Annotated in this window: 16 protein-coding genes; 12 read left to right on the top strand and 4 right to left on the bottom strand. The window is 42.0% G+C overall.

The genetic code is table 11. The annotated features are described in order from the left end of the window. Nucleotides 1–3: 3 nt before the first annotated feature. Nucleotides 4–2,355: an HAD-IC family P-type ATPase gene (locus tag LfDm3_RS06420; protein ID WP_039145116.1), complete on the top strand. Its 2,352-nt coding sequence runs from the start codon at nt 4–6 to the stop codon at nt 2,353–2,355. Nucleotides 2,356–2,581: 226 nt separating this feature from the next. Then, complete coding sequence (adhE, locus tag LfDm3_RS06415; protein WP_039145114.1) at nt 2,582–5,200, top strand: bifunctional acetaldehyde-CoA/alcohol dehydrogenase; 2,619 nt, start codon at nt 2,582–2,584, stop codon at nt 5,198–5,200. A gap of 49 nt (nt 5,201–5,249) precedes the next feature. On the opposite strand, the gene LfDm3_RS06410 is transcribed toward adhE, so the two are convergent. Next, complete coding sequence (locus LfDm3_RS06410) at nt 5,250–6,140, bottom strand: LysR family transcriptional regulator (RefSeq protein ID WP_039145112.1); 891 nt, start codon at nt 6,138–6,140, stop codon at nt 5,250–5,252. A gap of 121 nt (nt 6,141–6,261) precedes the next feature. Here LfDm3_RS06410 and LfDm3_RS06405 point away from each other — a divergent pair, with 121 nt between their 5' ends. The 4 genes from LfDm3_RS06405 to LfDm3_RS06390 all read left to right on the top strand — a co-directional run bounded on the left by LfDm3_RS06405 (nt 6,262) and on the right by LfDm3_RS06390 (nt 10,723). Continuing rightward, on the top strand, nt 6,262–7,917 hold the full coding sequence (locus tag LfDm3_RS06405; RefSeq protein WP_039145111.1) for a malolactic enzyme: 1,656 nt from the start codon (nt 6,262–6,264) through the stop codon (nt 7,915–7,917). Nucleotides 7,918–7,933: 16 nt separating this feature from the next. Then, entirely contained in the window at nt 7,934–8,905 is a 972-nt protein-coding gene (locus tag LfDm3_RS06400; RefSeq protein WP_010022990.1) for an AEC family transporter, read from the top strand. A gap of 131 nt (nt 8,906–9,036) precedes the next feature. Further along, nucleotides 9,037–10,008, top strand: a complete 972-nt coding sequence (locus LfDm3_RS06395; RefSeq protein ID WP_010022989.1) for an AEC family transporter — start codon at nt 9,037–9,039, stop codon at nt 10,006–10,008. A 73-nt stretch (nt 10,009–10,081) separates the two neighbouring features. Next, nucleotides 10,082–10,723, top strand: a complete 642-nt coding sequence (locus tag LfDm3_RS06390; RefSeq protein ID WP_039145109.1) for an HD domain-containing protein — start codon at nt 10,082–10,084, stop codon at nt 10,721–10,723. Nucleotides 10,724–10,757: 34 nt separating this feature from the next. Here the strand turns inward: LfDm3_RS06390 and LfDm3_RS06385 are convergent, their stop codons facing one another. Continuing rightward, nucleotides 10,758–11,258 (bottom strand): aminoacyl-tRNA deacylase, encoded by a 501-nt coding sequence (locus LfDm3_RS06385; RefSeq protein ID WP_010022987.1) that lies wholly within the window; start codon nt 11,256–11,258, stop codon nt 10,758–10,760. A 112-nt stretch (nt 11,259–11,370) separates the two neighbouring features. Between LfDm3_RS06385 and LfDm3_RS06380 the strand changes: the two genes are divergently transcribed. The 4 genes from LfDm3_RS06380 to LfDm3_RS06360 all read left to right on the top strand — a co-directional run bounded on the left by LfDm3_RS06380 (nt 11,371) and on the right by LfDm3_RS06360 (nt 18,104). Then, nucleotides 11,371–12,975, top strand: a complete 1,605-nt coding sequence (locus tag LfDm3_RS06380) for an Nramp family divalent metal transporter (protein ID WP_010022986.1) — start codon at nt 11,371–11,373, stop codon at nt 12,973–12,975. A 115-nt stretch (nt 12,976–13,090) separates the two neighbouring features. Beyond that, a complete protein-coding gene (locus LfDm3_RS06375) occupies nt 13,091–13,816 on the top strand; it encodes a GntR family transcriptional regulator (protein WP_039145107.1) in 726 nt (241 codons plus the stop codon). A 138-nt stretch (nt 13,817–13,954) separates the two neighbouring features. Continuing rightward, on the top strand, nt 13,955–15,460 hold the full coding sequence (gene gltX, locus LfDm3_RS06370; protein ID WP_010022982.1) for a glutamate--tRNA ligase: 1,506 nt from the start codon (nt 13,955–13,957) through the stop codon (nt 15,458–15,460). A gap of 235 nt (nt 15,461–15,695) precedes the next feature. After that, nucleotides 15,696–18,104 carry a phosphoketolase family protein gene (locus LfDm3_RS06360; protein WP_039145104.1) on the top strand — a complete coding sequence of 803 codons (2,409 nt, stop codon included), beginning with the start codon at nt 15,696–15,698 and terminating at the stop codon, nt 18,102–18,104. A 55-nt stretch (nt 18,105–18,159) separates the two neighbouring features. On the opposite strand, the gene LfDm3_RS06355 is transcribed toward LfDm3_RS06360, so the two are convergent. Together LfDm3_RS06355 and LfDm3_RS06350 are read right to left on the bottom strand one after the other, a co-directional pair. Next, nucleotides 18,160–19,041 carry an RluA family pseudouridine synthase gene (locus tag LfDm3_RS06355; protein ID WP_039145102.1) on the bottom strand — a complete coding sequence of 294 codons (882 nt, stop codon included), beginning with the start codon at nt 19,039–19,041 and terminating at the stop codon, nt 18,160–18,162. A gap of 54 nt (nt 19,042–19,095) precedes the next feature. Beyond that, nucleotides 19,096–19,536 (bottom strand): universal stress protein, encoded by a 441-nt coding sequence (locus LfDm3_RS06350; protein WP_010022979.1) that lies wholly within the window; start codon nt 19,534–19,536, stop codon nt 19,096–19,098. A gap of 137 nt (nt 19,537–19,673) precedes the next feature. Between LfDm3_RS06350 and LfDm3_RS06345 the strand changes: the two genes are divergently transcribed. Further along, nucleotides 19,674–20,093 (top strand): hypothetical protein, encoded by a 420-nt coding sequence (locus LfDm3_RS06345; protein ID WP_039145100.1) that lies wholly within the window; start codon nt 19,674–19,676, stop codon nt 20,091–20,093. Between the two features lie 15 nt (nt 20,094–20,108). Beyond that, nucleotides 20,109–20,582, top strand: a complete 474-nt coding sequence (locus LfDm3_RS06730) for a hypothetical protein (protein WP_052236640.1) — start codon at nt 20,109–20,111, stop codon at nt 20,580–20,582. Nucleotides 20,583–20,644: the final 62 nt, after the last annotated feature.

Here is a 20,644-nt window from a genome sequence, read left to right as displayed (position 1 = left end):
ACTATGGCAGATGATCAGATTAATATCGATGACGTCAACCCCAGTGAGGGACTGACGACCGCTGAAGTAAAAAGGCAGGTTGACGACGGCTATAAAAACACGGAACCCAAGCCATTGACCAAATCAGTGAAACAGATTTTAGTTGAAAACGTGTTTACATTATTTAACGTAATTAACGTGGTATTAGGTATCCTGGTCTTTTACACCGGCAGCTATATCAACATGCTGTTCCTGGTGATTGCCATAGCTAACACCGCAATCGGAATCTTCCAGGAGATTCGTTCGAAGCGTCAAGTTGACAAAATGGCTTTACTGTCTCAAAGTAAAGTGAAAGTTAGACGAAATGGTGAAAATGAATTAATTCAACCCGATCAGATCGTATTGGGTGACATCATTGAGTTGGATCGCGGTGACCAGGTTCCCGTCGATGGTGTAATCAAAGAAACCAAGGGAATCGAAGTCGACGAGTCCCAGATTACTGGTGAATCCAGTCCAATTGAGAAAAATGACGGGGACCAAGTCACCTCCGGAAGTTTTTTGGTCAGTGGAAAAGCTTTTATGCTGGCCACCAAGGTTGGTGATGAGACCTTCGTCAACACGATTACAAATCAGGCTAAAACCGATAAGAGTAAGAACAGTGTCCTGATTTCATTAATCAAAAAAATCATTAAAATTTTGACGATTATCATTATTCCATTGGGGATTGCCCTCTTTGTCTCTCGTTTGATGCACGGGGTGAGCGTTAATAACGCCATTCTTGGAACCGTGGCTGCGATGATCGGGATGATCCCAGAGGGACTCGTTCTTTTAACCTCAGTGACGCTGGCCATTTCTGCTTATCATCTAGCTAAGAAGCGGGTGCTCGTTCGGGATTTATCTTCCATTGAGACGCTTGCCCGGGTCAACACTATTTGTTTGGACAAGACCGGGACGATTACCAGTGGTGAATTAAAGTTCAACAAGTTAATTAAGGAAGCTCCTCATTATGATGATCAACAGATCGCGGCCATTATGGGATCTCTTGTAAACGAGATTGATGATAATAACGAAACGGCGTCTGCCTTAAAAGATCACTTTACGGATCATCCATACTCAGCAACCAAGATTGTGCCGTTCTCCTCCGCGCGAAAGTGGAGTGGGGCCGAGTTAGATGACAAGGGTAAGTATGTCTTTGGTGCCCCTCAATTTATTCTTAATTTAAACGATCAGCAACAAAAAGAAGTCCAACACTACGCGGAACAAGGCTTCCGGGTGATTGCTTTGGCCAAGGTTGATCAATTAAATGAAGACAGGATCTCAGGAAGTGAATTGATTGCCCTGATTCTGATTACGGATGTGATTCGTCCCAACGCTTCAGATACGCTTCAGTACTTTTACAATCAGGGAGTGGACTTGAAGGTTATTTCCGGAGATGATCCGGTGACGGTCTCAAGCATTGCCAAACGGGTTGGAATTCGAAACTATTCTGACTACGTAGACATGACCACCGTTGGTGACGATGCCAACTATCAGGACCTGGTTAAAAAGTACGTGGTCTTTGGTCGGGTTAAGCCCGATCAAAAACAGCGTCTCATTAAGGCGTTGCAGGAAAATGGACGGACGGTTGCCATGACTGGTGATGGGGTCAACGATCTGTTGGCCTTAAAACAGTCTGACTGTGGCATTGCGATGGCCTCTGGATCTGAGAGTGTTAAAAGTATTGCCGATTTCGTCATTATCGATTCCAACTTTGATGCCCTCATTAAAGTCCTAAACGAGGGACGTAGGGTCATCAACAACATTGACAGCATTGCCTGTCTGTACCTGATCAAGACCATGTTCTCTGTTATGTTAAGCGTGATTTTCTTGTTTTTTGCCAGAAACTATCCGTTTCAGCCAATTCAACTGACACCAATTAATGACTTAATGGTAGGAATTCCATCGTTCTTACTAGCGCTCGAACCAAACTACCGGGCTCTAAAGGACAAATTTGTTTCCAACATTTATGAGATTTCTTTGCCAGCTGCATTGAGTGTCGTGTTTTACATCCTGGTAATTGGGGTGATTGGCGACATCCTCGGACTCTATACTTCGATTACGTCGTCCTTAAGCGTTTTGATTACGGGAGTCATTTGCTGGCTAGCGCTCATAATGGTTTGTCGACCATTTAACCGCTACAAACTGCTCATCGTGATTTTAAGTATGACGTTATTCCTGTCGGTCTTCATCTTCTTGGGTAAAATCTTTTCACTGGTCACGATCTTTACCTGGTCAGTGGGCGGAATTGGACTCCTTTTGGCACTTACAACGGACTTCTCGTTTGTAGGAATTCAGAAATGTGTCAATCTCATCCGACACCAATTTTTCAATAAATAATTATTAAAACAGGTAATCCTTGCTGAGGATTACCTGTTTTTTAACGCCTGCTAGTGTATTTCGTAACAATAGCATCTTTAAACTCAATTACTTACTTTTTAAGAGTTAGACCACCGCCAGAATAATAAGTGAAAAAAAATAACAACGAACCATTGCTTTTTAAAAAAGATGATGATAAGATATTAAATGTGAAAGAAATAACAAGAAAATGTTGGAGGCTGGAAATATGACAGATGCAAAGCAACAACCCAATGTTGACGAGATCGAAAAGAATATTGATGCAAAAGTTCAAAAAGCTCGCATTGCCGTAGACGAGATGAGTAACTTCGACCAAGATAAGGTTGATAAGATTACTCACGCTATGGTTCTTGCAGGTGTAAACGCCCACCAAAAGCTTGCCAAAATGGCGTACGAAGAAACTGGACGTGGAGTTGAAGAAGACAAGGCTATCAAGAACTTGTTCGCAACTGAAGAAATTTGGCACGACATTCGTAATGATAAGACCGTTGGAATCATCTCAGAAGATTCTGAAAATGACTTGATTAAAGTTGCTGAGCCCCTTGGTGTGATCGCTGGAATTACACCAGTTACCAACCCAACCTCAACGACTTTATTTAAAGCAATCATTTCAATGAAGACTAGAAACGCCATCATCTTTAGTTTGCATCCCCAAGCCCTTCAATCCTCAATTGAAGCTGCACGGATTGTAAGAGATGCTGCCGTTAAGGCTGGTGCTCCTAAGGATGCCATTCAATGGATCGAAAAGCCAAGTCGTGAAGCTACGAACGCTTTAATCCAAAATCCTGGAGTTGATATTACCCTTGCTACTGGTGGTCCTGGACTTGTTAAGGCCGCTTACTCAGCTGGAAAGCCAGCTTTAGGTGTTGGTCCTGGTAATGGTCCTGTCTACGTTGAAAAGACCGCTAACATTCCCCGAGCCGTTAATGACATTGTGTTATCAAAAACCTTTGATAACGGGATGATCTGTGCCACTGAGAACAGTGCCGTCATTGACGCTGACATCTACAAGGACGTAAAGGAACAACTTGAATTAAACCGTGTTTACTTTGTTCCCGAAAACGAAAAGCAAAAGTTAACGGACGCCATGTTTGATAGCAAGCGTCTTAGTGTAAAGGGTCCAATCGCTGGTGCCACAGCGCAACAAATCGCTGACATGGCCAAGATTAAGATTCCAAAGGACACTCAGGTTCTAGCCGTTGAAATGACCGGTATTGGTCCCAAGTATCCAATGTCTGGTGAAAAGTTGTCACCAGTGCTCTCAGTTTACAAATCAAAGGACCACAAGGATGCCTTCAGAATTTGTGCTGAATTATTGAACTACGGTGGTTTAGGTCATACCGCAGCCATTCAGACTTCAGATGATCAACTGGCCGTTGACTTTGGAGTAGCCGTTAAGGCTTCTCGTGTCATCGTTAACTCTCCAGCCGGACTTGCCGGAGTTGGTAACTTGTACAACAACATGACTCCATCGCTTACTCTTGGAACTGGATCATGGGGTAAAAACTCAATTTCCCATAACGTTACTGATTATGACTTGTTGAACATTAAAACTATCGCAAAGAGAAGAAATAATATGCAATGGATTAAATTACCTCGAATTTACTTCGAAAAGAACTCAGTTCGTTACTTACACGATATGCCAGGTATCAAGAAGGCCTTCATCGTTACTAGTCCTTCCATGGTTAAATATCACTACGTTGATAAGGTCTTAGATGAATTGAACCGTAGACAAGATGACGTTCAATACTACATCTTTGACGATATCCATGGTGAACCAACGACCGACATGGTAAATGCTGGTGTTACTCAAATGAACGCCTTCAAACCTGATACCATCATTGCCTTAGGTGGTGGATCACCACTTGATGCCGCTAAGATGATGTGGTTGATTTACGAAAGCCCTGAAACTGATTTCTTCGGTGCAAAGCAGAAGTTCTTGGATATCAGAAAGCGGGCTTACCGTTACAACAAACCCGAAAAATCACAAATGGTTGCCATTCCAAGTACCTCTGGAACTGGTTCAGAAGTAACTCCATTCTCAGTTATTACTGATTCGAAGTTGCACGTGAAATACCCACTTGCTGATTACGCTTTGACACCAGATGTTGCCATTGTTGATCCACAATTTGTTAAGACGGTTCCAAAGGGTACCATTGCCGCTTCAGGTCTTGATGCTTTGACTCATGCCATTGAGTCATACGTATCAACCATGGCCTCTGACTACACTCGTCCATTGTCACTACAAGCAATCAAGATGATTTTTGATAACCTGACTGACTCATACAATGGCAACATGGAAGCCAGAGACAAGATGCACACGGCTTCTACCATTGCCGGAATGGCATTTGCGAACGCCTTTCTTGGAATTACCCACTCAATTGCTCATAAAATTGGGGGTCAATTCGGGATTACCCACGGACTTGCCATCGCCATTACTTTGCCACATGTCATCAGATACAACTTCAAGAAGCCTAAGAAGATCGCTACTTGGCCTAAGTACGAATCATTTAGAGCTGATGACGACTACGCTACCATCGCAAGATACTTAGGTCTCCCAGGTAACTCCAATGAAGAATTAAAGGAAGCCTTGGTTCATCGCTTCATCGAATTAGCTCACTCCGTTGGGGTTGAGTTAGATCTGAAGTCCCAAGGGGTAAGTAAGGCAGAGCTTGAAGCCGCTGCTGACCACCTTGCTGAACTGGCATACTCTGATCAATGTACAACTGCTAACCCGAAGGAACCACTAATCGCAGACCTCAAGAAGATGATTCTTGATGAATACGAAGGGGTTGGAGTTGAGACACAAACCGACAAAGAAGTTTAACTAACAAGCTACATTAAGAAAGAAAAAGTAGGAATTCCAAATGGAATTCCTACTTTTTTTGTGTGATCGATTTCGTTAAGACGTTAATGAGTTCTTTTTCTTTCGGTGATAGGACGTGACTCTTTCGATACGCCATGGAAACGTAAAATGGGGGTAAACTGGCATCGTTAATCGGGACTGAGATGAGGGGATCGGTTGACTTAATGGCATTGCTGACCAGAAAGGTGATTCCCACGTTTTCGGAGACTAACTGCTTAGCTAACTCAATATCTGAAGTGTGGTACTTGATGTTGGGGTGAATGGAGTGAAGGTCACACATGTCAGAAAAAACCTTGGTGTGAACAAAATCGTCGGATAAACCGACGAATTCTTCATTCTTTAAATTTGCAAAACGAACTGACTTCATTCCGGCCAAGTGTGATTTGGGATTAACCACAATTTTAAAGGTATCAGAGGTCAGGATTCTGGAGCTGATCTCACTACTTTCAAGGGGCGCACTTGAACCAAGCAAGGCCAAATCAATGTGGCCGTCTTTTAGTTCACTTAAGAGTTTCTGAGAACCACTTTCAGAATTGTCCATGTCATTTAGGATGCCGAGGGAAAGTAATTCGCTGGCCAATTTGGGGAAATAGTAGTTGCCAATGATTGGTGGTAATCCGAAGCGAATCACATGGTCGTTGGCACTGCCCATCTCCTGCTCGATTTCGTTGACCTGGTCAGAAATGATCTTAACGTGTTCCTCTAGTCTTAGCCCGGCATTGGTTAACTTGACGTTGTGGTGGGACTGGTTACGGTTAACCAGTTCGACGTTAAAGTTATTTTCGAGCCGCTTGATTGCCATGGTAACGGTTGGCTGCTTCACGTCGTAGTACTGCGAAACGTCGGTGTAGTTTTTGAGCTCTGCTAACTTGTTAAAGTACATTAAATCTTTTAGCTTCATATACTATCCTCATATAAATTAAATTTATGAATAATTGGCGTTTGACTATATTTTTAAGCATGACTTAATATTTAAAAGAATCAATTAAGAACCATTTTACTACAAAAAGGAGTCTTAAAATATGGTTAAAGGTGAAGAAATATTGAATAATCCCTTTATCAATAAGGGAACCGCATTTACTGAAGACGAACGAAAAACATTAGGACTAGTTGGGATGCTTCCTCCAAACGTTCAAACCCTAGACGAACAGGTTGAAAATGTTTATGACGAATACCAACACAAAAGTAGTGATCTCGACAAACGAGTCTACTTAATGAGTATTTTCAATGAAAATCGAGTTTTATTCTACGCTACGTTTGCTAAACATGTAACGGAATTCATGCCCGTTGTCTACGATCCAACGATTGCGGATTCAATCGAAAACTACTCACGATTGTATGTTAATCCACAAAACGCAGCCTTCTTATCAATCGATCACGATGATTCAGAAACCATCCGTGAAAGTTTGAAGAACACTGCTGCCGGACGCAACATCAAGTTGATTGTTGTAACCGATGGTGAGGGGATCCTCGGAATCGGTGACTGGGGTACTCAAGGAATCGACATCCCCGTTGGAAAGTTAATGGTTTACAGTGCCGCTGCCGGTATTGACCCATCAGAAGTTCTTCCAGTTGTTATGGACGTTGGAACTACTAACAAGAGTTTGTTAGACAACCCACTCTACCTTGGTAATCACCAAGACCGTGACTACGGCCAAAAGTACTACGACTTCGTTGACAAGTTTGTTAAGGAAGCAGAAGACTTGTTCCCAAACTTGTACCTCCACTTTGAGGACTTTGGTCGAGCTAACGCTTCTAACATTCTGGATAAGTACAAGGATGACTACTTGGTCTTTAATGATGATATTCAGGGAACTGGAATCATCGTGCTTGCCGGTGTTCTTGGTGGACTCAAGATCTCCGGTGAAAAGATGACCGATCAGAAGTATCTGTGCTTCGGAGCTGGAACTGCTGGAGTTGGAATTGCTCAGAGAGTCTGTGAAGAAATGGTTCAAGCTGGTCTATCTGAAGAAGACGCTAAGAAACACTTCTACATGGTTGATAAGCAGGGTCTCTTGTTTGATGACATGAGCGACTTAACCCCTGGCCAAAAGGAATTTGCACGGAGTCGTTCTGAATTTGATAACTCAGAAGATCTCACTGACTTACTTTCAATCGTAAAGGCCGTTCATCCATCAATTATGGTAGGAACTTCGACTCAACACGGGGCATTCACAGAAGACGTCATTAAAGAAATGGCCGCTCACACGGAACGTCCAATTATCATGCCAATCTCTAACCCAACTAAATTAGCTGAAGCAACCGCCCCAGATCTAATCAAGTGGACCGATGGTCGTGCTTTAGTTGCTACTGGTGTCCCAAGTGCTCCCGTTGAATACAATGGTGTGAAGTACGAAATCGGACAGGCCAATAACGCTCTGGTATACCCAGGAATTGGATTAGGTGCCATCGCTGCCACCGCAACTAAGTTGAATGACGACATGATTAGTGCCGCTGCTCACTCACTTGGTGGCATTGTGGACTCAAAGGTTCCTGGTGCCGCAATCTTGCCTCCAGTGGATCAATTAACTGAATTCTCTGAGACCGTGGCCATTGCCGTTGCTCAAAGTGCGGTTGATCAAGGCATTACTAGAGAAAAGATTTCTGACGTTAAGTCGGCGGTTGAAGACGAAAAATGGTATCCAGTATACCCAGATTTAACTAATTTAAACAAATAATTGGAGGAATGTTACATTGGCAGCGTTTATTACTTCACTAGAAAGTGTCGCTGAGATTGTCATTGTCATTGCGCTTGGTTATTTCCTAAGAAAGTCGGGTAAGTTTGCCGACAGTTTCAAGGGTAATATCTCATTCTTAATCATGAATGTGGCTTTGCCAATTTCAATTTTCGTATCAGTATTAGATAATTTGACCCGCGGAAAGTTAGTGGGTCTGGCAGGTGGGTTGCTTTATACCCTAATCAGTTTTGCTTTAGGTTATATTGTCGCCATTGCCCTTGTGTACATCTTAAAGATCAGAAAGGGTCGTCGTGGGACCTTCATTAACATGGCGGTAAACGCCAACACCATCTTCATTGGTTTACCATTGAACATGGCACTGTTTGGGACTTCTGGAATGACTTACTTCCTGATTTACTATGTGATGAACACCATCTCAACTTGGGCCATTGGAATCTTCTTCATTTCTGGAGACGATCCAACTAAGGAAAAGGGTTCAAGTAAGGGCAGTTTTAACTGGAAGAAATTACTTCCAGCACCCCTCATTGGTTTCTTGATCGCATTGGCTTGGATCCTAATTGTGAACGTTAAGTTACCAATGTGGATCGATAAGACCTGTAACATGATTGGTGGGCTAGTGACCCCATTGTCATTGATTTACATTGGAATTATTTTAGCCGATGCTGGTCTTTCATCAATTCACTTTGATAAGGACTCCATCGCCGCTTTGATTGCCCGTTTCGTAATTGCTCCGGCCATTATGATCGGAACCTTGTTGGTCTTCATGCACACTGGTGCTGGAATTCCTAACATCGAATTTGGAACATTGGTAATTCAATCCGCAACTCCAGGTCTTGCTGTTCTTCCAATCTTGGTTAGCCAGTCCCACGGAGACGTGGATTACGCAACCAACTTGGTTGTAACCAGTACGATCTTGTTCGTGATTGTGGTACCAATCTTAATGGCAATCATCAACTTCATTGTATAGATTATAATTAATTAAGAAGCCATATGAGTTATGGCTTCTTTTTATTTGGGAAAAGACGCGGCTGGGTTTTGAAAGTGTTAACGTAGAACTATGTACAACTTAATTTATTAATTAATTGGAGGGGTTAAACAGTGACCGCATTTATTGCCTCACTAGAGAGTGTCGCTGAGATTGTTATTATTATTGCTTTAGGGTATTTCATTCGTCGTTCTGGAAAGATGACGGATGGTTTTAAGGGAAACGTTTCGTTTCTAATTATGAACATCGCGTTGCCCGTCTCGATTTTTATCTCGGTCTTAGATAATTTAAACCGGGGGAAATTGGTAGGATTAGCCGGTGGACTTCTGTACACGTTAATTAGTTTTACTTTGGGATACCTTATCGCCATTTTGTTAGTGTTTGTTTTGAGAATCAAAAAGGGTCGTCGAGGAGCTTTTATTAACATGTCGGTGAACGCCAACACGATCTTCATGGGATTACCACTGAACATTGCCTTGTTTGGTAATTCTGGGATGACCTATTTTCTGGTTTACTATGTGATGAATACCGTCTCAACCTGGGCGATTGGGATCTTCTTCATTTCTGGAGATGACCCAACTAAACAAAAGGGTGACAGTAAGAAGAAACTTAGTTTGAAACAAATTCTTCCACCACCACTGATCGGATTTATCCTCGGATTGGCCTGGATCGTAATTATTAACGTGAAACTACCGATGTGGATCGATAAGACCTGTAACATGATCGGTGGACTTGTGACGCCTTTGGCGTTAATTTACATTGGAATCATTCTAGCTGATGCGGGCCTTTCCTCAATTCATTTTGATAAAGATACAATTGCTGGATTAGTAGGAAGATTTGTGATTGCGCCGGCCATTATGATCGGAACGTTACTGGTCTTTATGCATTCAGGAATCTCGGTAACATATCCCGAGTTTGGGACCTTGGTTATTCAGTCCGCTACTCCCGAACTAGCTGTTCTACCAATTTTGGTTAGTCAGGCGCATGGCGACGTGGACTACGCCACCAATCTGGTGGTAACCAGTACCGTGTTGTTTGTGGTAGTAGTTCCAATCTTAATGGAAGTCATTAATTTTATCGTATAATTGGTTAGAAGCTTAAACGGCTTCTTTTTTGTTTGAAAGTAATATGGTAAGTTATTTTGTGGGAGTGAGATAATTGAACGATAAAATTGCGAAAGTCAGAACGTATGCGAAAGAAAACATGAGTAAGGATCGGAGTGGCCATGGTTTTGACCATATTCAACGGGTGGCTAACATGGTGCTCCAACTGATGGGAACGGAACCTGCTAACGGTGAGATTGCACTGACGGCGGCGTACTTGCACGATGTTTTTGACGATAAGATTGCATCTGATCCAGATGCTAAGCGTGATGAGGTGAAGGCGAAGCTGACAGAGTTTGGCTTTGACCAGGCTGAAATTAACCAGGTGATGGATATCATCAATCACATGTCATTTAGTGACAACATTGAACACAAGCAGTCCTTATCAAAGGAAGGGCAAATTGTTCAGGATGCCGATCGACTAGATGCCATTGGTGCCATTGGGATTGTGCGGGCATTTCAGTATGGTGGTGCTCACGGACGGACCATTTACGATCCCAACATCAAGCCCCGTGATTTAACCACTAAAGCAGCCTATCGCAACGCGGTTGATGACACCACCATCAATCATTTTTACGAAAAACTGTTCAAGATTGCATCCGATCTGAATACTGATGCCGCTAAACAAATTGGAAAGAAAAGAACCCAGTACATGCGGGATTTCGTAACGGAATTCAAGCAGGAATGGGATCAATAAAAAAACGTCGATACGATCGTATCGACGTTTTAGTTTATTCAGTTATATCGGCAAAGTGACCGTGCACTAATTGAGCCATGGCCTCTGCATTAACCTTGACTGACCGGCCAATTTGACCAGAAGAGACAATGATCTCACCCTGTTTTTGGGCTTCTTGATCGATGTAAATGGGATAACCCTTTTGTTCATAGATTCCGATGGGGGTGTTAGCTCCATGTTCGTATCCAGTTGTGTTAACGAGGTTTTTTAACGGAACCATGCCGACTTTTTTATTTCCAGAAGCTTTCGCCAACTTTTTGTAGCTTAAGCGTTCATCGAGTGGAACCACCCCGATCACAGGACCCGTCGTTTTGCCGGTTAGGGCGAGGGTTTTGTAAATTAAGTGTTGGTCCACATCGGCCTCATCGGTTGTAATTTGCTGGACGTCACCTTCTGCGTGGGTGGCAAAAATCATCTGTTGAAACGGAATGTTGTGCTTTTCTAGGATTTGTTCGACTAGTGTTTTATGAACTTGGTTCTTCTTTTTCTTTGCCAAACTGCTCACCTCTCGAAGATATTTTATCATATTACTAAAATCTAAGTAAAAATTTTATTTACTTTTAATTCTTATTTATGTAGAATCAACGTGAAGGGAGATGCAAAGGAAAATGAGTGAAAAAGACGAGAAACAAGAACCAAAGAAAAAGCATGCTCTAATCGAGTATGCGAACGGTAAATCCCTTCAAGAGATTAACGGAACCGTTAAAGTTCCAGAAGGAATGGGATTTTGGAAAACATTATTCATGTATTCAGGCCCCGGAGCGTTAGTTGCAGTGGGGTACATGGATCCCGGAAATTGGTCCACTTCAATTACTGGTGGTCAGAATTTCGGATACTTGCTGATGTCAATTATCTTGATTTCAAGTTTGATAGCGATGTTACTTCAATACATGGCGGCTAAACTTGGTATCGTGACACAAATGGATTTAGCGCAAGCCATTCGAGCAAGAACGAGTAAGACGTTAGGAATCGTCCTTTGGATCACCACTGAGTTGGCGATCATGGCGACTGATATTGCGGAAGTTATTGGTGCGGCGATTGCGTTGTACCTGTTGTTCCATATTCCATTGTTGATTGCCGTTTTGATCACTGTGTTGGATGTTTTGGTACTATTACTTCTAACGAGTATCGGTTTTAGAAAGATTGAGGCCATTGTTGTTTGTTTGATTTGTGTTATCTTCTTGGTATTTGCCTACGAAGTTGCTCTATCAAACCCAAGATGGTCACAGGTCTTCTTGAACTTGGTACCAAACATTAAAACGGTTGAAACTCATCCATACGTTGGAGGTCAGACACCATTGAGTGGTGCCTTAGGTATCATTGGTGCGACCGTTATGCCACATAATCTGTACTTGCATTCAGCAATTTCACAGACTCGTGACACCGACAATAATGATGAAGATTCAGTTGCACGTTCAGTTAAGTTTTCGGCTTGGGATTCAAACATCCAGTTATCAATGGCATTCTTCGTTAACGCTTTGCTATTGATCATGGGGGTTGCGGTCTTCAAGTCAGGTGCCGTTAAAGATCCATCATTCTTCGGTTTGTTTGATGCTTTAAAGAATCCTCAATTCATGACGAACCCGTTGTTAGCAAGTGTTGCTAAGACTGGGGTTCTATCAATTCTGTTTGCCGTTGCATTGCTTGCTTCTGGTCAAAACTCAACCATTACTGGTACCTTAACTGGTCAGGTTGTTATGGAAGGCTTTATTCACATGAGAATGCCTTTATGGGCCCGTCGTTTGGTAACCCGTGTCATTTCAATTATCCCAGTTGTTATCTGTGTGCTTTTGAGTAGTGGAAAGCCAGCGGTTCAGGAACATGAGGCGCTCAATACGCTGATGAATAACTCGCAGGTCTTTCTGGCCTTTGCCCTACCATTCTCAATGCTGCCACTTCTAATCTTCACTGACAGCAAGTTTGAGATGCGTGGGAAACGATTCGTAAACTCACTCTGGGTTAAGGTTGCTGGTTGGGCATCCGTTATCGCACTGACTTTCTTGAACCTCTATGGTTTACCAAGTCAGATTGTCAGCTTCTTCGGCGATAATCCAACTCCAGCTCAGACCGATATGGGGAACGGAATCGCATACATTCTGATTGTTCTTGTTTTGGCCTTGCTTGCCTGGGTAATGTGGGATCTTTACAAGAGTAATAAGCGTTTCATGAGAGAACATGAAAACGCCGAAAAGGAAATTGATCAGTACGAATAATTAATTTCAATAATAGAACTTCGATGTTGTCGAGGCTCTATTTTTTTGTCAAAATGAACTAGTATCTTAGTATGGTAGAATGTTAAGTAGGAAACGTCCGGTAAGGAGTATTTGAATGACTGATCTAGTTTATAAACGTGTAATGGATGATTTAAAAAAGAAGATTGAATCCAATTACTTCAAGCAAAACCGCTTGCCAGACGAGCGAACTTTAAGTGCTAAGTATCATGTTAGTCGGAGTTCCGTGAAACAGGCTCTGAGCATTCTAGCCGAGCAGGGAATTATTTTTAAAAAACGGGGGTCGGGAACTTTCATCAACCCCCTGTATTTAAAGAATAAATCCATTTTTAGTTATGAGGGTTCGAACCTGGGGATTACCAACAACCTGAAAACGGAGGGCTATGACCCTAAGATTGATCTCTTAGAGTTTAAAGTCGTTTCACCAACTGCTGAAATTGCGGAGGACCTTTTCTTAAATCCCGGAGATCAGGTGTATGAGATTAAGCGCTTGCGGTCGGTTGACTCCACACCAATCATTATTGAGTCGGGCTACATCCCGGTGAAGGTAGCTCCGAAGATGAATGAGCGGGTAGTGAGTGGTTCGATTTTTAACTATTTAGAGGAGAAACTTAACAAAACGGGAACGAAATCATACATGTCAATTGAGGCCCAACCCTCGACCACAGAAGACCAAAGACTCTTAGGGTTAAAGCCAACTGAGCCAGTGGTGATCATGGGTGGAATTTTCTTTCTTGACGATGGAACACCGTTTGAGATTTCGAACATGCGGATTCATTACAAGTACTTTAATTACAATACGTTTGTGGATTTAAACAATTAAATGATGGTCAGTCCTAATTTTTTTGAAATTCGCAAAAGTGATATAATAAAGTTGTTGTAGTCACGTACATTAGTTGAATTTTAATGTACATAAAGATTTAAAAGAGTGCCAATGTTGGCAAAAAAAGGAAGTATTATGATGGCAAAAAAGGACGTTAGAGTTAGATATGCACCAAGCCCAACTGGTTTTTTACACATTGGAAATGCACAATCGGCTTTATTTAATTATTTGTTTGCAAAACACTTCGGTGGAACGATGGTTCTTCGGATTGAAGATACTGATTTAAAGCGAAACGTTGCCAGTGGTGAAAAGAGTCAGATGGACAACTTACGGTGGTTAGGAATTGATTGGGATGAAGGTCCTGATAAGCCCAACCCTAAGTATGCCCCATATCATCAGACCGAACGAAGAGACCTGTACGATAAGTACATTACTGAACTCATGGATAAGGGCCTCGCATACAAAGATTTTGCTACCGAAGATGAACTAAAAGAAATGCGTGATAAGCAGCGTGCTAATAAGGAAGCTCCTCATTATGATGGTCGTTGGTATGGTGCTTCGGAAGCAGATATCAAGGCTGCTGAAGACAAAGGGTTACCATACACAATTCGTTTGCATCTTCCAAAGGATCACACCTACGAATGGGATGACATTGTAAGAGGCAAGGTTGAATTTAACTCTGATAACTTAGGTGGCGATTTCATCATTCAAAAGAGTGATGGACTTCCAACTTATAACTTTGCCGTAGTTGTCGATGATCATTTGATGGACATCACCGATGTTTTAAGGGGTGACGATCATATTGCTAACACGCCAAAACAAATGGCCGTTTATGATGCTTTAGGTTGGAAACACCCTAACTTTGGTCACATCTCACTAATTTACAATCCCAAGACTGGTAAGAAACTAAGCAAGCGAGACAAGGATACCCTTCAGTTTATTAGCGAATACAAGCGCGAAGGATACCTACGCGAAGCCATCTTTAACTTTATTGCCTTTTTAGGTTGGTCTCCAGTTGGTGAAAAAGAAATCTTCACCAAGGATGAACTGATCAAAGCCTATGACCCTAAACGGATGTCCAAGTCACCAGCATTCTTTGACCAGCACAAGCTCGACTGGATTAACTCGCAATACATTAAGAGCATGTCGTCAAGTGAGATTGCTGATCGCGTGGTTGAACTAGTTGAAGAGGGTCAGACCCCAATTGCCAAGAAGATTCAGGAAGATGATATTCCGAACCTCCACGACTACGCTGAACATGTCATTGATATTTATAAGCACAGTGTTTTCAAGTTGACTGAGATCATGGAATACGTGGACTTCTATTACAACATCTTGGGTCAAGACATTGACTACTCAAAACTAAATGACTTTTCTCACGAAGATTTGGAAAAATTGTTTAACGCTTTGGAAGATAAGATTCATGAAGCCAGTGAAAATGGTCAAAATAAAGGACTAGATTATGGTCCGATTGTAAATGAAGTTGGCAAAGAAACTGGGATGAAGGGTAAAAAACTTTACTTCCCATTAAATGTCATCTTTACAGGTGATACTTCAGCTCCTCAAGTTGCCCAAATTATGGGGTTGTTTTCACCATCAGTTATTAGTGCATTAATTAATAAAGCACTTCGTGGAATTGAATAAAATATTTTCAGCCTTCAATTGCAAAATTGAGGGCTTTTTTCTTGCAAAAAAAGGCTTGAAATTGGGGTTTTTAGGGCCTCAAAATTGGTTCGTATCAATTGTCGAATTGGTTGACATTTCACCAAAAGTCTTTATCATAGTTGTTGTAGGTAAGCCAATAAGTTTGGCGCTTTCAAAAACAGATTAGATTCAGTTCGTTTTCGAGCTGACGATTATTTAAAAGGAGTGTTATAGCATGGCAGTAGATTATGATTCCAAATCATATTTTGAAAAAATGCAACAATACTGGAATACTGCAAATTACTTGTCAGTAGGTCAGCTATTTTTACGTGCTAATCCTTTGCTTAAGAAGCCTTTGACTTCTAAAGATGTAAAGGTTAAGCCAATTGGACATTGGGGAACAATTGCCTCACAAAACTTTGTTTACACCCATTTGAACCGTGTCATTAACAAGTACGACCTTAATATGTTCTATATTGAAGGATCAGGTCACGGTGGCCAAGTTATGGTTTCTAATTCATACATGGATGGAAGCTACTCAGAAATCTATCCAAAAATTTCTCAAGATGAAGCCGGAATGGCTCGACTATTCAAGCAATTCTCATTCCCTGGTGGAATTGCATCACATGCTGCACCTGAAACTCCAGGTTCAATTCATGAAGGTGGAGAATTAGGTTACTCACTTTCACATGGTGTTGGTGCGATCTTTGATAATCCTGATGTTATCGCTGCCGTTGAAATCGGTGACGGTGAATCAGAAACTGGTCCTTTGGCTGGTTCATGGATGTCAAGTAAGTTCATCAACCCTGTTACTGATGGTGCTGTTTTACCAATCATTAACTTAAACGGATACAAAATTGCTAACCCAACTGTCTTAGCTCGTATGACTGACGAAGACATTACTAAGTACTTTGAAGGTATGGGCTGGAAGCCTCGTTTCGTTGAAACCAACATGCCTTACGGTACTGACCAAATGGAAACTCACGAAAAGCTTGCTAAAGTTATGGATGCTTCAATTGAAGAAATTAAAGCAATTCAAAAGAACGCTCGTGAGAACCAAACTGCAGAAACTGCTACAGAACCAAAATGGCCAATGATCATCTTCCGTTCACCTAAGGGCTGGACTGGTCCTAAGAAGAACGCTGAAGGCCTTCCAATTGAAGGATCATTCAGAGCTCACCAAGTTCCAATTCCACTATCAGCAAACGACATGGGTACTGCTGATGAATTCGTAGAATGGATGAAGAGTTACAAACCTGAAGAATCATTTGATGAAAATGGTACTTTAAAGCCATACCTTAGAGAATTAGCTCCTAAGGGTAACAAACGGATGTCAACCAACCCAATCACTAACGGTGGTATCGACCCTAAGCCATTAGACTTACCTGACTACCGTGATTACGCTCTTGACATCAAGACTCCAGGTGCTACTGAAAACGAAGACATGGTTGTTTGGTCAGAATGGCTACGTGATGTTACTAAGAGAAATCCTAATAACTTCCGTGGATTCGGTCCTGATGAAACATGGTCTAACAGATTATGGCACCTCTTCGATGTTACTCGTCGTCAATGGATGCCAAACATCAACCCACCATATGATGAGTACATGGCTCACTATGGCCGTTTGATTGATTCACAATTATCAGAACACCAAGATGAAGGTTGGCTTGAAGGATACACCCTTACTGGTCGTCATGGATTCTTCGCAACTTACGAAGCCTTCGGTCGAGTTGTAGATTCAATGCTTACTCAATACTTCAAGTGGTTGAGAAAAGCTTCTGAACTCGAATGGAGAAACAAGTACCCTGCATTGAACTTCATCGATTCCTCAACTGTATTCCAACAAGATCACAATGGTTACACTCACCAAGATCCAGGTATGATTACCCACTTGTCTGAGAAGAAACCTGAGTTCATCCGTGAATACTTCCCAGCTGATGCAAACACATTATTGGCTGTAGGTAACGAAGCATTTGATAGTTATGAAAGAATTAACTTGATCACTACTTCAAAGCACCCACGTCCACAATGGTTTAACATTGACGAAGCTTCAAACCTTGTTAAGAATGGTCTCGGTTACATTGACTGGGCTTCAACTGACAATGGTGAAGAACCTGATGTTGTTATGGCATCTGCTGGTGTTGAATCAACTCTTGAAACTCTTGCCGCAATTTCAATCTTGCACAAGCGTTTCCCTGAAATGAAGATTCGTTACATCAACGTTGTTGATTTGCTTAAGTTACGTAACCCTGAACTAGACCCTCGTGGTATTAGCGACAAGGAATTCGATCAACTCTTTACTAAAGACAAACCAGTTGTATTCGCATTCCACGGTTTCGAAGATATTATCAGAACCATCTTCTTCGATCGTCACAACAAGAACGTTCACGTTCATGGATACCGTGAAAATGGTGACATTACTACACCATTTGACATGCGTGTCTTGAACCAATTAGATAGATTCAACCTGTCTAAGGAAGTTGTTTCTGATATTCCAGAATACGCCCTTAAGGGTACTGGATTTATCCAAGACATGAACAACATGCTGGACAAGCATGACCACTACATCAGAGAGTATGGTACTGACTTGCCAGAAGTTGAAAACTGGAAATGGGAACCACTTAGAAAACCAGCTAAAAAATAATTAATTGAACTAATTAATTAGAAAGAGCGAACTCTTATGAGTTCGCTCTTTTTGTTTACATATTAAATTCAGGTGGCAGTGGGGCATAAACCTCTAAGAGCTGATAATAAAATGGTGTTAGCATTTTGATTTTCCAAGAATGAAGAAGCATTGGATGACCAGGCTGAGAATTTGGATCATACAGGGGATCGTTAATGATTGGATTTCCAATGGATGCCAGGTGCACCCGAATCTGGTGCGTTCGTCCGGTCTGTAGTTGAAGGGAAACTAGGGTAGCGGTCGTTCCACTTTGAACTACGCGATAATTGGTAAGGGCAGACTGGGCATGAACTCCGTTAATTTTCCGTTTACGCCGATCATTAGGATCACGTCCAATCGGGTCATTGACCACTCCAGTTGGCTGGTTTAACCTACCATGAACCCAGGCAAGATAGGTTCGTTTAACGGTTTTATCCTTAATCATGCGCACGAGGATCGGAACCACCGCCGGATTCTTCCCAATGATGAGAGCTCCGCTGGTTTGTTGATCCAGCCGGTGAACCATGTAAGCATCGGCTGCTGGTTGAAGGTAGTTTTCTGCCTGATTTAACGTGGCGCCAACTTCGCCAGGCTGGTTAGCGTGGGTCTTGTCGCCCCGATTTTTGTTGACGATCAGTAGATCCTCATTTTCGTACACCACTTTTAGTGGTTTCGACGCATCGGGAATGACATGTGGAAAGGGAGTTTGGAAATCCGCAGGGATAAAATCGAGCATTACCCGATCACCAGTGTGGATCGGAAAGTTCATGGGACGATAATTCCCGTTGACCAGAACCCGCTGAGCTTTTCTAAGGGAAAAGATTAGATGCTTAGGAATAAGGAGATATTCGTGTAAATATTCACGAACGGTAGTTTCAGCGACGTTAGGTACAATTAATTGATATTTCCAGTTCTTCATAAAATTCCTCAAAATAAAAAAGCCCACTAAAAAAGTGGACAAAACTAATGATGACTATTTAACGACTAACACGTCTTGCTTTGCGGCACGTGTAACGTAGCTAGTGACCGAGCCAACCATCAATCGTTCAACGGCTGAGAGACCAGTAGCACCAATGATAATTAAATCATCGTGGTGATCGCTTGGAAATTCCTTGGCAATGACTTTTTTAGGATTTCCAAAACGCATATGAATTGATACGTCGGAAACACCCGCATCAGTTGCTTGTTGTTTCAAAGTTTCAAGAATCTTCTTTGTCTTGTCAGTTAACTGGTAAACAGCGTCGGCGGTAATTGCATCTCCGTAACTACGGTTGAATTGGTTAACTTCAATTACGTTTAAAATATCTAAGTGACTGTCATTTTGTTTAGCCATTGTAATCGCACGACTCATAACAGGCATTGTGTCTTCAGCACCATCGACCGGTGCTAAAATTCTCTTGTAATTCTTGGCCATTTAGCTCACCTCATTTGTTTTCTTATACACTAACTATACCATGTTTTAGGGTTTTACGTAACGGATTTAGCCAAATCAAAAATTGTTGGTATCAAATTGCGAAGTTCGTTATACTTAACCTAAAAGGATGGGTAAAAATGAAAAGAAAAAAGACGCTGACGTGGGCACTAATTTCATTGGTCCTGTTTTGGATAGTAAATGTAATCATGACCCTGCCGGTAATGCGATTGGCGGTTAGGGTAAGTGTCAATGGTCTGATCAGAACTTCGGCCATTGCGGCGATTATGTACCTGATTCCTATGATTCTGGTTGCGTTTCAAAGTCGACTGGGATACTATTTGTTGGCAGCCGTGCAGGTGATCTACACCATTGGACTGATTGCGGCCATCATCGCCATGATTACAATTAGTCACGCGGGCTGGCCACTAAAAATTGCGGTGATCGTGCTAGTGATCGTAGCGATTATGGTGAACGTTTACTGGTTTACGATCGCGTACCAGGTTAGAAAGGCCACGACCAAGGAGCGAGTGGCCCATTATATGAAATTTAGAAAATAAAATTAGGTGAACAAAATGGAAATTGACGAAAAAGAGTTTGTGGAAGCAGCTGGAAACGATGATTTTCAAAAGCAAGCAACGGAAATGACGTTAAAGGCGCTCGAGGATGATTTAAAGGGTAACTTGAAAAAAATGACGGATTTTATCGCGACAAATTTGAAAGAGGACAGCATTGCCAGTGCCAGCATTAAGGTTTCTGATCATGATATCCAGTTAGAGCTACAGACCTCGGTCATTAACTTGCCGTTAGACTACGCTAAAAACATCGCTAAGATCACGGTTGGGGATGGGATGAAGCCCATTAACGTCTACATGATTATCGTTTCACCAGACGTTAACCGTTCTAAAATGCGAATTGATGAGTTAGCTGATTCAACGAGCTTTGTGAAAGACCCCGACGGAACCTACCTTGCCCAATTTGTTGACTGGACCCAGGATAAACTGGATCAGATTGCTGCAAATGAGCAGGATGACAAGCCTTCTGATTAGTAATTAATTTCAAAATATGCTACACTAACTTCGTGCGACGAGCCGAACAGACTTTTTAGTCT

It is taken from the genome of Fructilactobacillus fructivorans (genome assembly GCF_000814735.1).
GTDB lineage: Bacteria > Bacillota > Bacilli > Lactobacillales > Lactobacillaceae > Fructilactobacillus > Fructilactobacillus fructivorans.
This window is presented reverse-complemented; position numbering and strand designations above follow the sequence as displayed.

Excerpts from the sequence above, each read along its gene's own strand:
- LfDm3_RS06420 (WP_039145116.1), top strand. The coding sequence starts at position 4 with ATGGCAGATGATCAGATTAATATCGATGACGTCAACCCCAGTGAGGGA.
- adhE (WP_039145114.1), top strand. The coding sequence starts at position 2,582 with ATGACAGATGCAAAGCAACAACCCAATGTTGACGAGATCGAAAAGAAT.
- LfDm3_RS06410 (WP_039145112.1), bottom strand. The coding sequence starts at position 6,140 with ATGAAGCTAAAAGATTTAATGTACTTTAACAAGTTAGCAGAGCTCAAA.
- LfDm3_RS06405 (WP_039145111.1), top strand. The coding sequence starts at position 6,262 with ATGGTTAAAGGTGAAGAAATATTGAATAATCCCTTTATCAATAAGGGA.
- LfDm3_RS06380 (WP_010022986.1), top strand. The coding sequence starts at position 11,371 with ATGAGTGAAAAAGACGAGAAACAAGAACCAAAGAAAAAGCATGCTCTA.
- LfDm3_RS06375 (WP_039145107.1), top strand. The coding sequence starts at position 13,091 with ATGACTGATCTAGTTTATAAACGTGTAATGGATGATTTAAAAAAGAAG.
- gltX (WP_010022982.1), top strand. The coding sequence starts at position 13,955 with ATGGCAAAAAAGGACGTTAGAGTTAGATATGCACCAAGCCCAACTGGT.
- LfDm3_RS06360 (WP_039145104.1), top strand. The coding sequence starts at position 15,696 with ATGGCAGTAGATTATGATTCCAAATCATATTTTGAAAAAATGCAACAA.
- LfDm3_RS06355 (WP_039145102.1), bottom strand. The coding sequence starts at position 19,041 with ATGAAGAACTGGAAATATCAATTAATTGTACCTAACGTCGCTGAAACT.
- LfDm3_RS06350 (WP_010022979.1), bottom strand. The coding sequence starts at position 19,536 with ATGGCCAAGAATTACAAGAGAATTTTAGCACCGGTCGATGGTGCTGAA.
- LfDm3_RS06345 (WP_039145100.1), top strand. The coding sequence starts at position 19,674 with ATGAAAAGAAAAAAGACGCTGACGTGGGCACTAATTTCATTGGTCCTG.
- LfDm3_RS06730 (WP_052236640.1), top strand. The coding sequence starts at position 20,109 with ATGGAAATTGACGAAAAAGAGTTTGTGGAAGCAGCTGGAAACGATGAT.